The 14,202-nt window shown below is 41.4% G+C and carries 12 protein-coding genes; 11 read left to right on the forward strand and 1 reads right to left on the reverse strand.

Annotated features, from left to right (window positions below):
• Positions 1 to 479: 479 nt before the first annotated feature.
• Positions 480 to 887: a DUF6335 family protein gene (locus tag BV372_RS22940; RefSeq protein ID WP_373270807.1), complete on the reverse strand. Its 408-nt coding sequence runs from the start codon at positions 885 to 887 to the stop codon at positions 480 to 482.
• A 344-nt stretch (positions 888 to 1,231) separates the two neighbouring features.
• Here BV372_RS22940 and BV372_RS22945 point away from each other — a divergent pair, with 344 nt between their 5' ends.
• From BV372_RS22945 to BV372_RS22995, 11 genes are all read left to right on the forward strand, one after another.
• Positions 1,232 to 1,621 carry a DUF2267 domain-containing protein gene (locus BV372_RS22945; RefSeq protein WP_086688805.1) on the forward strand — a complete coding sequence of 130 codons (390 nt, stop codon included), beginning with the start codon at positions 1,232 to 1,234 and terminating at the stop codon, positions 1,619 to 1,621.
• 159 nt (positions 1,622 to 1,780) lie between these two features.
• Positions 1,781 to 2,878 (forward strand): DJ-1/PfpI/YhbO family deglycase/protease, encoded by a 1,098-nt coding sequence (locus BV372_RS22950; RefSeq protein ID WP_086688806.1) that lies wholly within the window; start codon positions 1,781 to 1,783, stop codon positions 2,876 to 2,878.
• A 142-nt stretch (positions 2,879 to 3,020) separates the two neighbouring features.
• Positions 3,021 to 3,719 carry an SRPBCC family protein gene (locus BV372_RS22955; RefSeq protein ID WP_086688807.1) on the forward strand — a complete coding sequence of 233 codons (699 nt, stop codon included), beginning with the start codon at positions 3,021 to 3,023 and terminating at the stop codon, positions 3,717 to 3,719.
• A 122-nt stretch (positions 3,720 to 3,841) separates the two neighbouring features.
• On the forward strand, positions 3,842 to 5,011 hold the full coding sequence (locus BV372_RS22960; protein WP_086688808.1) for a zinc-dependent alcohol dehydrogenase: 1,170 nt from the start codon (positions 3,842 to 3,844) through the stop codon (positions 5,009 to 5,011).
• A 53-nt stretch (positions 5,012 to 5,064) separates the two neighbouring features.
• Entirely contained in the window at positions 5,065 to 5,631 is a 567-nt protein-coding gene (locus BV372_RS22965; protein WP_086688809.1) for a hypothetical protein, read from the forward strand.
• Positions 5,632 to 5,807: 176 nt separating this feature from the next.
• A complete protein-coding gene (locus tag BV372_RS22970) occupies positions 5,808 to 6,977 on the forward strand; it encodes a zinc-dependent alcohol dehydrogenase (protein ID WP_086688810.1) in 1,170 nt (389 codons plus the stop codon).
• 15 nt (positions 6,978 to 6,992) lie between these two features.
• Complete coding sequence (locus BV372_RS22975) at positions 6,993 to 7,334, forward strand: cupin domain-containing protein (RefSeq protein WP_086688811.1); 342 nt, start codon at positions 6,993 to 6,995, stop codon at positions 7,332 to 7,334.
• Positions 7,335 to 7,668: 334 nt separating this feature from the next.
• Entirely contained in the window at positions 7,669 to 8,616 is a 948-nt protein-coding gene (locus BV372_RS22980; RefSeq protein WP_086688812.1) for a manganese catalase family protein, read from the forward strand.
• A gap of 1,441 nt (positions 8,617 to 10,057) precedes the next feature.
• Positions 10,058 to 12,697, forward strand: coding sequence for an EAL domain-containing protein (locus BV372_RS22985; protein ID WP_086688813.1), 2,640 nt, complete (start codon positions 10,058 to 10,060; stop codon positions 12,695 to 12,697).
• 48 nt (positions 12,698 to 12,745) lie between these two features.
• Positions 12,746 to 13,303, forward strand: coding sequence for a dual specificity protein phosphatase family protein (locus tag BV372_RS22990; protein WP_086688814.1), 558 nt, complete (start codon positions 12,746 to 12,748; stop codon positions 13,301 to 13,303).
• Positions 13,304 to 13,464: 161 nt separating this feature from the next.
• Complete coding sequence (locus BV372_RS22995) at positions 13,465 to 14,154, forward strand: SAM-dependent methyltransferase (protein WP_086688815.1); 690 nt, start codon at positions 13,465 to 13,467, stop codon at positions 14,152 to 14,154.
• Positions 14,155 to 14,202 lie beyond the last annotated feature (48 nt).

A 14,202-nucleotide genomic window follows, 5' to 3' on the forward strand; every position in this document is an offset into this window, starting at 1 on the left:
CTACTTCTAGCTAAAAGTCGTAATATAAACAGTCAAACTGCAAAGCTTGTACATCTGAAGGTAACCCACACTAACAAAAATAAAAATTTTACCAAAAAACTAGTAATGCTTTAGTTTTTGGCTAATTTTTCGAGAGAAGTCTCTCAATTAAAACTTTTGTAGTTTCAGTACCAACTCGTAAATAAACTTTTAGCATAAATTCTGCTTTATTTGAATAGTTATACTTACAAATGTCTACAAGTAATTACACATAAATTTTTGATATATTTAACAAATAACTAAAAAAACAAGGATGCTCATAATAATGTAGATTGGGCAGAAGAGAAGCGGATGTTAAGCCCTATTGATTTGTAGGTCTATACTTATACAACCGTATAATCACTTGCAGTAAAAATACTCTACCCTTAATCAATCTAAAGGTAGAGTAAGATTTGTAATGAATTCTGAGCATTTGATGAAACTTAATTTCTCTCAGTGAGCTATTTCCGGTCTTGATAATCTTCAGAAGACATCGGATCTAACTCCCAACGGCGATCGTCACGCTCTTCTAAAATATCATTAGTGCGGAGAAAAGCGCGATCGTCCATTTCTAGCCCAACTGCTGCTTCTAATTCCTCAGTGACGTTTTGATCGGGAGTGGGAGCAGTACCACCAACCGCTTCATCTCCAACTGCATCTGCATCTTCCCAATAAGCGTCAACATCCCCACCAGTCAGTTCGGGACTAGTTTCTGTATACTCGCGTCGTTCTGCTTGTATGGAGCGCCCACCGATATTGTATCCTGGCAGGTCTTTTACACCCGTGCCGTAAGATTCGGTAATTGCTTGAGGCAAATCATCAGAGTTTATTTCTTCATTACGATTTTTTTCTGCCATAATTCTAGCCATTTCTGCATCTTCACCATAACCTTTTCCTAACAGAAGCTTGTCTAACTAGCGATGTATTACTTTAGAAATAAAACAATCTATCCCCTGGGAACGAAGTTAATTTACTATTTGAACCATACTCTGGTAAATATGAATTCATGGTCAAACCCGTGTAGTTGAAGTTATTAGTTATGAGCAATAAGTTAATAAACAAAATGTTTTGATTAATAGTTTATTGCTCATAATTAATTTTTATTCAAAAAAATTATCGATATATTCAATTTATCTTTTTTTGAATTTGATTATTGATCGTCAGCTACCTGAATGCTAAAAGGCAGCATTTATGGGAAAAACGGAGGTACAAAGTGGAATACAACGAGTTTATTACCCACGTACAAAGCCTAGCCCAATCCAATTCTCGTGCAGAGGCAGAACGTGCTACCCGTGCCACATTGGAAACAATTAAAGAACGGATTGGATCTGATGAATCCAAAGAATTAGCTGCACAGCTACCTGATGAACTGAGCAATTATTTACAAGGAAGTCAGGGAGAATCTGGTCAATCTTTTAGCTTGCAAGAGTTTATTGCTCGTGCCAGTCAAAAAGAAGACATTGAACCAACAACTGCCGCGATTCATGTGCGGGCCGTTTTTGCAGTCTTACAAAATGCAATTAAACCAGAAAAATTTGCCACTTTTCATAAACATTTCTCTCACGATTATGAAGAACTTTTTCCTACCGCACCAACTAGCTAAGTTCCTTCATAGTAAACAAAGTAGACAAATTCAAGATTTATGAAAATGGAGAATTTTACATTTTAGTCTAAAAGAATATAGCCAGCCTCATGAAATAAATTATCAAAGCTGTTGTCTATTTTAGGTAGTTGAATTCTACAGTTACTCAGGAAAAATCAGATGGTACATCATAACAATCATTCTGGCAAGAAAAAAGTTGCTATCCTCATTGAAAATGGCGTCGAGGATTCAGAATTTACGATTCCTTACAATGGGTTAAAACAAGCGGGAATGGAGGTAGTTGTCCTCGGTTCACGCATGAATGAGAAATATAAGGGTAAACAAGGCAAAATTAGCATCCAACCTGATGCCACTACCACAGAAGCAATTGCTGCGGAATACGATGCGGTGGTTATTCCCGGAGGTATGGCTCCAGACAGAATGCGGCGCAACCCTAACACAGTACGCTTTGTACAAGAAGCTGTGCAACAAGGAAAATGGGTAGCTGCGGTTTGTCACGGGCCACAACTTTTGATTGAAGGCGATTTACTCAAAGGTAAACGCATTACTGGTTTTACGGCTATCCGCAAGGACATCATCAATGCTGGTGCAAACTTTATAGATGAGCCACTAGTAGTTGATGGCAATTTAATTACTTCCCGTGAACCTGGGGATTTAGCGATTTTCACCACAGCTATCTTGAGCCGCCTGGGTTACGGTGGTAAAGATGCTGCATTACCAAACGAAACAGATACATCTGCTGAATGGTGGAAACTGGCTGATGCTTGGGGTGGCTCAACTAAAGGAGATATTGTTAAAGGCTTGAATACTGCTCTGGCTGGTGAGCGTTATTCCTTAGAAGCATTGGAGAAGTATCTTGAAAAAGAATCAAACACAGAAGCGCGATCGCTGTTTCAAGAGTTCATCGGTACTAAGCAGCGTCATATCGAGAAATTGGAAACATACCTCGATAGATTGGGAGAAAAACCTTCCTTAGCTGCAAATGTTGCCGATCAATATGCCAAGGTAAAAACTGCTTTTACAGGAAGCGATGATGTATATCAAATACGTTGCGCTTTAGGCGATTTGCAAACAGGAATTGGCGATATTGGCAATTTGTGTGCCCAGTTTACCGATCCAGTTGCCACCGCTATTTTCAAACAAATTTACCAAGATTTATTGGCATACGAACAACGATTGGTAGGACTGTATCGAGGGAGTATAGGCGCAGAGGTTAAGCCTCCCAAGCCTACTACAGGAGCAGCTACAGCTATGTAATTTGTGTGTGAACCACAACAGAGGACACTTTCATGCAGGGATTTTTCCAAAGTGGAAAGTGTCCATCGCGCAAAGAACATAGAGGCAAAAGAGAGTCTTTGTGCCTTAAGTGGTCATCTTACTGCGATCGGGAGGAAAAAAAGTGACTGCGACACCAGGAGATAGAACAAATACAGGTCAAGGTGAAGCCAGTGAAACTGAACGTTGGGCTTCTTTAATCGGTGGCGGAGCTATGGTGCTCATGGGTTTAAGACAAGGCTCTTTGCGCGGTGCGCTAACGGCTTTGGCTGGTGGTGGTCTGATATATCAAGGTGTAACCAAACAAAGCACAATTGAGCAAGCACAGGAAGCGATAGGCATGAACAAACCAATCAAAGTTGAAAAGACGGTAACAATAAATAGACCAGTAGAGGAACTGTACCGCTTTTGGCACAACTTTGAGAATTTGCCGACATTTATGAAGCATCTCAAATCTGTGAAGGTGTACAACGAGACACGTTCTCATTGGATTGCCAATGCACCTTTGGGTAACAGTGTGGAATGGGATGCAGATATTTTAGAAGACCGAGAAAATCAATTTATCTCTTGGGCTTCAGTGGCGAATGCAGATGTAGATAACTCGGGTTTTATTCGCTTTCAAAAAGCACCAGGCGATCGCGGTACAGAAGTCAAGGTTGTTCTGGAATATAACCCCCCTGGTGGGCAATTAAGTGCGGCGATCGCCAAACTTTTCGGTGAAGAACCAGAACAGCAAATTGGTGACGATTTGCGTCGCTTCAAGATGCTGATGGAAGCTGGAGAAATCGCTACCACAGAAGGTCAACCCTCTGGACGCCAGTAGTCATTAGGGTTTGTCATTTGTCATTTGTCCTTTGTCATTTGTACTAAACACCAATGACCAATGACTAATGACCATTGACTGTTGACTAATGACCATTGACTAATGACTATGGACTAATCAATATGAAAGCAGTTTGCTGGCATGGAGCCAACGATGTGCGGGTAGAGACGGTGCCAGATCCGAAAATTCTCAACCCCCGTGACGCTATTATCAAAATTACTTCCACAGCAATATGTGGCTCAGATCTACATATCTACGGTGGCTATATTCCCACAGTGCAACAAGGTGACATTATTGGTCACGAATTTATGGGGGAGGTGGTAGATGTAGGTAGTGGAGTCCATAATTTAAAAATAGGCGATCGCGTCGTTGTTCCCTCAACAATTGGCTGTGGTCACTGCAACTATTGCCAGCGTGATATGTGGTCGCTGTGCGATAATTCCAATCCCAAAGGTTGGATGGAAGAAAAATTATACGGCAATATCACCTCAGCAATTTACGGCTACTCTCACCTATTGGGTGGTTATGCAGGCGCACAAGCAGAATATGTGCGCGTACCTTTTGCAGATGTGGGTGTCGTTAAGGTTCCTCGCGACTTACCGGACGAGATGCTGCTATTTATCTCCGATGCCATTCCCACCGGTTATATGGGAGCCGAATTCTGCGATATTCAACCTGGTGATACCGTAGCCGTTTGGGGTTGCGGTGCTGTTGGACAGTTTGCCATGATTAGCGCCTATATGATGGGTGCAGAGAGAGTGATTGCGATCGATCGCTTTCCTGAACGTCTAGAAATGGCGAGAAAGTTTGCCAAAGCAGAAACAATCAACTACGAAGAAGTTGATGCTGGCGAAGCGTTGAAAGAGATGACTGGTGGCCGTGGCCCCGATGCTTGCATTGATGCAGTGGGTTTAGAAGCACATGGTGTCGGATTAGAAGACTTCTACGATCAGACAAAACAAAAGCTGAGATTAGAAACTGACCGTCCCCATGTACTACGGCAAATGATGGTGGCTGCACGTAAAGGTGGCACTCTTTCCATTATGGGTGTTTACGGTGGCTTTGTAGATAAAATGCCCTTCGGTGCTGCTATCAACAAGGCTCTAACCTTCAGGATGGGGCAAATGCACGGGCAGAAATATATGCATCTGTTGCTACAACTTATTTTGGACGGAAAACTCGATCCATCTTTTGTTGTTACCCACAAATTACCGCTAGAACAAGCACCCCACGGTTACCACATTTTTCAACAGAAAAAAGACAACTGCATCAAAGTTGTTCTTAAACCATGAAATAGCTCATAGCTATTAACAATAAACAGATTGTAATGCAACGGAGGATGTCTATGACACGTGTATTTTCTTGGATACAGAATGTGATTGTTCGCCGGATTATGGTAGTTTTGCTCCTAGGATTGGCGTTTTTGGGAATGCAAAGTTTCGGCTACAGTAATGGAATGGTGGCACAAGCCGACGTGAAAACACCAGAAGGTATCTATTACAAAGGAACACCCGATAACGTTGGCAATACCAGCAGTGACAAGAATATATTAGAAAAAGCCAGAGATACCCTAAACCCAAATACTGGCAATAATCCCAGACGAAATTTTGATGATGATCGGCGCTTTTCTAGGGAAGATCGAGGATCTTATGGCAATAGAGGATACTATGAAAATGGTGGTAATAAAGGCAAGATTGGTGATACCGTAAAAACACCAGAAGGTATTTACTACAAAGGCACCCCTGATAGTAACCAGATTGAGAATAGCCAAAATAAACTGAAAAAAGGTGCTGATACTATTCGCGAAAAGCTAAACTTAGATGAAGACACTCCTCGAGCTACAAAAGACTTTGTGAATTCAGTTAAAAGCAAAGTAGGAGAAGTTGTCAATCCAGGTTCTAAGAATAACTAAGAACGCTTGTAGGGTGGGCATTGCCCACCAAAATACTCAGATGTTGAACATCAAGATATTGTCAGCAATTTCTTAACTAATTGTAGAGACGCGATGATTCGTGTCTCTCAATTAAAACTAATCAAGATATTAATTCTGACAAACCAAAAAAATTTAAAGCCTAAGGATTAATAATTATGAAAGCAGTTTGCTGGCATGGAGCCAATGATGTGCGGGTAGACACAGTTCCTGACCCCAAACTGATAAACCCGCGTGATGCCATTATCAGAATTACCTCTACGGCAATTTGTGGTTCCGATTTGCATCTTTACGATGGCTACATCCCCACAATGCAAAAAGGCGATATCCTTGGGCATGAATTTATGGGGGAAGTCGTTGAACTTGGCACTGCTGTTAAACATGTAAAAGTAGGCGATCGCGTAATTGTTCCCTTCACTATTTCCTGTGGTTCTTGTTTCTTCTGCCAACGCGATTTGTGGTCTTTGTGCGATAACTCTAACCCCAATGCTTGGTTAGCAGAAAAGCAAATGGGTCATTCACCAGCAGGTCTGTTTGGTTACTCACATTTATTGGGTGGTTACGCTGGTGGTCAAGCAGAATACGCCAGAGTACCTTTTGCAGATGTTGGCTTGTTCAAAATTCCCGATGGTTTAACGGATGAGCAAGTATTATTTTTAACTGATGTTTTTCCTACAGGTTACATGGCAGCGGAGAACTGCCATATTAAACCCGGTGATATCGTTGCAGTGTGGGGTTGTGGCCCTGTCGGACAATTCGCGATTAGAAGCGCATACATGTTAGGTGCAGAAAGAGTTATCGCCATTGACCGTATCCCCGAACGCTTACAAATGGCTCAAGACTACGGCAAAGCCGAAGTTCTCAACTACGAAGAAATGGATGTTGGCGAAGCACTCAAAGAAATGACCGGAGGTCGTGGCCCTGACGCTTGTATTGATGCCGTGGGGATGGAAGCACACGGTACGGATGCGATGGCGGTGTACGACAAGGTAAAGCAAGCAGTACGCCTAGAAACAGACCGACCCACAGCATTAAGGCAAGCAATTGTAGCTTGTGGGAAAGGCGGTCACCTATCTATTCCCGGAGTCTACGGCGGCTTTTTGGACAAAATACCTATGGGTGCTGCTATGAATAAGGGCCTAACCTTCAAAATGGGACAGACTCACGTCCACAGGTATGTAAAACCATTGCTAGACCATATTCAAAAGGGTGACATCGATCCCTCATTTATCATCACCCACCGCCTACCTCTAGAACAAGCACCCCACGGCTACGAAATTTTCAAGCACAAGAAAGATAACTGTATCAAAGTTGTACTCAAACCGTAAGGAAATTAATGGAATATGAGTGACACCAGCGTTAAGAAAGTAGACTCTACCCATTCGCCTAAAGGTAAGCTGGGTCAGAAGTATCTTGCATCTGGCAAGACTGTGGCTATGCGTCTTTGGGAAAATGAACAACCAAGCGAAGATAAACCCCCAACCTCTCGTGAGTATGAAACGGTCGGTTATGTAATTAACGGCCGAGCCGAGTTACATATTGAAGGGCAAACAATTTTGTTAGAGCCTGGGGATTCTTGGGTGGTTCCTAAAGGATCAAACCACACATATAAAATTTTAGAAGCGTTTACCGCAGTTGAGGCCACTAGTCCGCCTGCTCAAGTGCATGGGCGTGATGAGAACTAAAGCAGAATTCAGAATCAATATTAGGGGATTTTAACCTGTGAAAAATTTTCTTCTGAATTCTGACTGCTACTTACTAAATTCTCGTTAAAATTTCAACCTCTTTCAAGAGCAAATCAACACAGTTCCGCACCGATAAATTAACTAGATTTATCGGTGTTTTTTTGTGTGTATCTATGGTTTTAAATAATCGGAATTTTTGTAATATTTTTATCTGGCTGGAGGCTGATGGAGACATAAGTTTTAATTAGTTTCCTAGAAGGAGAAGGCAAGACAAAAATTACATTGTCTGCCCTAGCAATATCTCATCAATCAGTCTCATCAATTAGGAATTAACATGTTTTACCACACTAAGAAATTACAGTACTTCAAGCCCCCAGAAAAACCCGATGCAGTCTACGCGATGAAAATTCAAGAACTCATCGGTGGCACTTTTGGGGAAATGACAGTAATGATGCAATACCTGTTTCAGGGTTGGAACTGCCGAGGACCTGCCAAGTATCGGGATTTGCTCTTAGATACGGGAACTGAGGAGATTGGCCACATTGAAATGTTGGCAACAACGATCGCTCATCTTTTAGATAAAGCACCACTGAGATTACAGGAAGAAGGTGCCAAAGATGCTGTAGTAGGTGCAGTTATGGGTGGTTCTAAACCAGGCGATGTAATTAATGATGTAATTGCAGCGGCGATGAATCCCCAACACGCCATTGTCTCTGGTTTAGGTGCTACGCCATCTGATAGTGTTGGCTATCCCTGGAACGGTCGCTTTATCGTTTCTAGTGGTAACTTACTGGCTGATTTCCGGTCGAATCTCCATGCCGAGTCTCAAGGACGCTTGCAAGCAGTGCGTCTGTACGAGATGACAAACGACCGTGGTGTGAAAGACACCTTAAGCTTTATGATTGCCCGTGATACCATGCATCAAAACCAGTGGTTAGCGGCTATTGAAGACCTCGAAAGTTCTGGATTGGAAACCACTCCGGTTCCTAGTTCTTTCCCACTAGAATTGGAAAAACGCGAGTTCGCCTATCAATTCTGGAACCACTCTGAAGGTACCGAAAGTGCTGAAGGTCGTTGGGCAAAAGGTCCCTCAATGGATGGTAAAGGCGAATTCCAATATGTTTCCCATCCTCAGCCACTAGGACCAGAACCAGAACCGCCACAGCCTCCAACACAATTGCATGGTACGCCCAAAACTCAACAGCAACAGAAAGTACAGGGTGATGGTTCTAACGCACCTCCTTTGGTTGAGTCTGTCACAATCAAAAACCCAGAGGTTTAACTAAACTATCGGTATGCCTCCATGTAGACCGATAGTTAGAAGTAGGGTGGGCATCGCCCACCGAAACACAAATATATGGTCAATGCTCACCCTACAAAATTTTGCAAATAAAATAAAGCTGCTGTTGGAGTTTCTAGTACAACAAGGTGCAAATAAACTAACTATTTGAAATGACCCAAAAGCTGAAAATATAAGTATTTTAAATTCTGCACAGTGGCGCTAGTGGTGCGATCGCCCAAACAATGTTGCAAAAATTTGTCTACTTAAAACAACAACACCCAAATTTCTACTAGCTTAGTTATTTCCTCTCTTTTCTTCAATACTATCTAGGGTTGCACTGATTCAAATCACACTTGCAGTGTCATTAAAGAATCAGTCACATCGCCCTCATTTAAGAACTACTTCGAGGAAATGTAAGTGTTAGATTTGGGTGTTGCTGTTAGTTGACGAGACAGATATTGAAACAGCGTTTTTACCTCTTAACTTAATTTAACTTTTGGACTTTGGCTGTTGGATCTGCCAGGAAAGCTTGTGAGCTTCAATTAATAAATTATCACTCTTCGATTGAGGTGAAGTCTTGTCGCAATTAAACTTTACTTTTGGTAGTAATGCGTTAATGACATAATTCCTAGGTCGTGACCATAGTCAATTTCGAAACGTTGGCGATCGCTTTACCAAGGAGCTGATAACATTCTCAATAAACTATAAAAAATCTGGTTATTGCAACCGACGCAAGATGTACATTTACCCTAGCCAACTGCCAAGGCAAGTAATTCCTAACCTAGTAACTCTGAGGAGCGATCGCTAGCCTTAATGATTTACTATTCTTACTCCAGCGAAGGAATTAATAGTATTTATAGTTGCAACGGATATTTATAGTTAGCAAAAATTTCAGGTTAAACAACAGTGATAAATTGTTAGTTCCTCACAAGTAAGCTTGTGTAAAGCATATATCCCATCATCTTGGCAGCCGCCTTAATTAAGCTAGATAAAAAACCTCGCTGCAATTAAGCAATTATACATAGAAATTATTAAGATTTAATTTTGGTTACCTTATTGGTAGATAGTCTTGGTTGTTGGTATTTTCGTCAATCTTCAAAAAATCCGCAAATCTACGATATATCTTAAGACGTATTTGAATTTATTCTGGGAAGTGAATACACGAAAAAAGTCGAGAGATGTGACCGTAAGGCCTAATTTTCCAATCATTCTAGTGAGTTGAGAAAACGCCTGGGATTCTTATGGGAAACAAATGGCTAAATAATTAGGCATACCGTTCCAGATAGCAAAATGCTGGGATTATGGCCAGGCAATCCTCTCATAAATACCAAGCAAATTGATTGAGTAGCTTTATCTAAGAAGTAGAAGCTCAAAGTTAGGACTTATTGGAGTAGTATTTTTCCAAAGAAGACCCCAAGATATGAGAATGTGAGGAAAAGGTATGCCAGCAAATGAGCGGGAAAAAATACGTCACATTTTGGTTGTCAAAGACTTACAAGGGCAACGAACTATTCCCCTTCAAGAGGCTACCTATTCTCTCGGACGGGATTCAAGAAACGCTATAGTCCTCCGTTCGCGCTCAGTGTCAAGACAACATGCCATTTTATTAAGGGTAACTATTCCAGAAACCGATCAATATGGTTTTCGGATTATTGATGGTGACTTCAAAGGAAAAAAAAGTACGAATGGTTTATTCGTTAATAGTACTAAATGCTTCTCTCATAACCTTCAACATGGAGATGCCATTGCATTTGGTAATAACCAAGTTAGTGCAAAATACTATGCTATTTCCAACCTGTCAGAAAAAGCTTTTTCTGAATCTTTTACAGTTGAAGACATATCTAGCTTCCTGTCGGAGCAAGCCAATCCCGTCAATCCTTTTGAAACTTTAGTCGCTCCTGATTCTAACTTTGAAGGAGCTAGTGAAACAGTACTAGCGCGCCTAGCATCTTTCCCGGAACTCATCCCTAATCCAATTATCGAAATGGATACAGAGGGAACAGTAATCTATCTCAATCCAGCAGCATCTTCTAAGTTTCCCAAACTGAGGGAAGTTGGGGAGGAGCATCCAGTCTTGGCAGGACTGCTGAGTGCAATTCAAAATCGAGAGGCAAATTCTTTCGTTCGCGAGGTGGAAGTTGGTACAGAAGTTTTTGAACAATCCGTTCATTACTTGCCCGAGAGCGATTTAATTAGAACTTTCATCATTAGGGATATTACAGAGCAAAAACGAGTCGCAGCCGAACTTCGCCAGCGAGACCGTCTACTACAAGCAGTCGCGGAAGCTGCCAATTATTTGCTGGTGGAAATGAACTACGAAAGCGGTGTTGAAAAAGCTTTGGCTATGCTGGGCGAAGCTGCTGAAGCAGACCGTGCCTATCTCTTCAAAAACCATCTCCACCCAACTACAAAGGAGATGGCAGTAAGCCTACGGTTTGAATGGACACGCTCGCATATTGAGTCTTCACGCCATTGCTGGCAGAATCAGCGCTATGAGTTTTCTGGATTAGCCCGTTGGTACACTGCCCTCTCGCAGGGACAATGCATTATTGGACTCACCCGTGAATTTCCGATCGCTGAACAAAAAATTCTGGCTAGAGATAGAATTCAATCTATCTTTTTAGTACCTCTGTGTCTGGAGGAAAAGTTTTGGGGTTACCTGGGCTTGGCAGACTGTTCAAAGGAACGTCAGTGGTCAAGACACGAAGAGTCAACTCTGTTGACGATGGCTGCCAGTATCAGTGGTGCTTGGCAGCGTCAGCAAGTAGAAGAAAGGATTCGCTACCAGGCTCTTCACGATGTGCTCACAGGGTTACCAAATCGCCTACTCTTTAATGAGCTGCTTGATAAAGCTTTACCTAATGCAACTCGCAGTCGGGAAAGTCTAGCTGTAATGTTTCTCGATCTAGATCGTTTCAAGGTGATCAATGACACTCTAGGGCATACACTAGGAGACATTCTGTTAAAATCCGTAGCTCAAAGATTGAAAGATTGCTTGAGAACTGGGGACACCGTTGCGCGTTGGGGAGGTGATGAATTTACCATCTTACTTCCTAAAGTCAATTATCTCGAAGAGGTAAAACAGGTAGCTCAGAGAATCTTACAAGCTTTAGAAAATCCCTTTGAAATAGAAGGGCACGAACTGTATGTGAGCGCCAGTCTTGGCATCGCTCTTCTCAACGATCATAGTCATAATGCTGAAACTCTAATCCAACATGCAGATGCAGCTTTGTATTACGCAAAGGATGCTGGGAGAAATAATTACCAGTTATACACCACTTCCCTAAGTACTAAGACGCCTGAACTCCTAACTTTAGAGAAGAGTTTGCGCTATGCCCTAGAACGGAATGAATTCATGCTGTACTACCAGCCTAGGGTGAATATTGCAACGGGAGATATTACTGGCATGGAAGCTCTGCTACGCTGGCAGCACCCAGAAATGGGACTAGTAGCGCCTAATGTCTTTATCCCCCTTGCTGAGGAAAGTGGATTGATTGTCCCCATTGGAGAGTGGGTAATACGGACAGCTTGTAGGCAAAATAAAGCTTGGCAACAAGCAGGATTACCTTCGCTGACTGTCGCTGTCAATCTCTCCCTGAAACAGTTCCGCCAACCGAATTTAGTGGAAATTTTAGCTAGCATCTTACAAGAGACAGGTCTAGAGCCAAAATTTTTAGAGTTAGAAATTACAGAATCAACCGCGATTGAGGATTTAGAGTTCACCAGAAATGTGCTGGAAAATTTAAAGCAGATGGGTATTTACCTTTCTATCGATGACTTCGGTACAGGTCATTCTTCCCTGTCGCGCCTACAGCTTTTGCCGCTTCACCATCTAAAAATCGATAAGTCTTTTATTCAAGAGTTGACAACGGATCACAAAGTAGCTCATATTGTCAAAGCGATCGTGGTATTAGGGCAAAGTTTGGGGTTACGGCTTACCGCTGAAGGCGTAGAAAAACCAGAAGAACTAGAGTTTTTGAGATCTATCAATTGTGAGGATGTACAGGGTTATCTGTTCTATCGACCGCTTTGTGCCCAGAAAATCACAGAAATACTGCAAAAAGAGCAAGTAAAGCACTAGTACAACTGAAAGCTAAAATCAGAATAATCAGATGCTAGACTACTCAAAATGTACAAATTTGCTCCAGCAGGGGAGAATGAATCAATAGTATTTGGTGCGGCGCGGCCTGGATATGTAAACCAGAAAGTGCATGATTGGATTGAGTTCATGAAGCAGCAAGATATCAAGCGAGTTTGTTGTCTTCTTCCCGAAAAGCAATTAGTTAATTATTCTGTTAATTTGCTCAATAGATATGAACAAGAATTTGGTGGGAATCAGCAAGTTTGCTGGGCACCAATTGAAGATTTCCATCTATGTGATTTAGATACACTCACAACGAAAATACTTCCTTTTTTAATAACAGCCAAAAAACAAGGCGAGAAGGTAGTTGTACACTGTTCTGGTGGTAACGGACGTACTGGCCATATACTAGCCACATGGTTGGTAAGTGTTCACGGATTATCAAATACAACTGCAATAACAGAGGTTAAGAAAACAGGCAGAAATCCTTATGAAGCTGCGTTAGCATCTGTGTTTAGCGGCAGAAATCCCTTTCAAGTTGTCAAAGAACTAGACTCACTGTTGAATAATTGCCGTCTCACAATACGTGCAGATGAGTTTACATAGCTAGGAGAAATGTCAGCCTGCGATCGCAGTTGTATTTAGCTCCGTAAATCTAGATGATTGGCGTTTAGGGAAGCGTAATTCTTAACATAAGATATCGTCAGGAAAATATTCTGAATATTGCTATTATTCTGGGCGATCGCTCTACTCATAAGGTGAATGATATGGCAATGGTTCTAGATAACGTCGTTCCTTTTGGGAGGTCAATGGATGAATATATAAAAATGTTCAATTTAACCGACGCAGATTTAAATAAAAAAATTATTGGGATTAGCGATGGCCCAGCAAGTTTTAATGCCGAAATGACAAGTCAAGGTAAAAGTGTAATTTCAGTTGATCCACTTTACCAATTTTCTAGCGATAAAATATTGCAACGCTTTAATCAAGTAGTTGATAACATTATTAACCAAGTTAAAGCTACACCTAATGATTGGGTATGGAGCTATCATAAATCTGCAGATGAATTACGCTCCAATCGAGTAGAAATTATGCAAAAATTTATTGCTGATTATGAGATTGGTAAAAATAATCATAGGTATGAAGTTGGCGAATTGCCAAAGTTAGCATATTCAAACCAAGCATTTGACCTAGCTCTTTGTTCACATTTTTTATTTTTATATTCAGATCATTTCGCTTATGATTTTCACCTCAATTCAATTCAAGAGATGCTACGTATTGCTAAGGAAATTAGAATATTTCCTTTAATAACTCTCATGTTGAAACCTTCTCCACATTTAGATGCAATAGTGAAATATTGCATTTCAAAAGGCTACACTGTAGAGATTAAAAAAGTTGAATATGAACTACAGCTTGGTGGAAATCGGATGTTGAGGATTGCTAAAAAGGTCAAATGAGAGTTGCCTATTTCTAGCAACCTTCAAGTGAAAACATTAACTCTGCCT

Source organism: Nostoc sp. T09 (genome assembly GCF_002154695.1).
In the GTDB taxonomy this organism is placed as follows: domain Bacteria; phylum Cyanobacteriota; class Cyanobacteriia; order Cyanobacteriales; family Nostocaceae; genus Aulosira.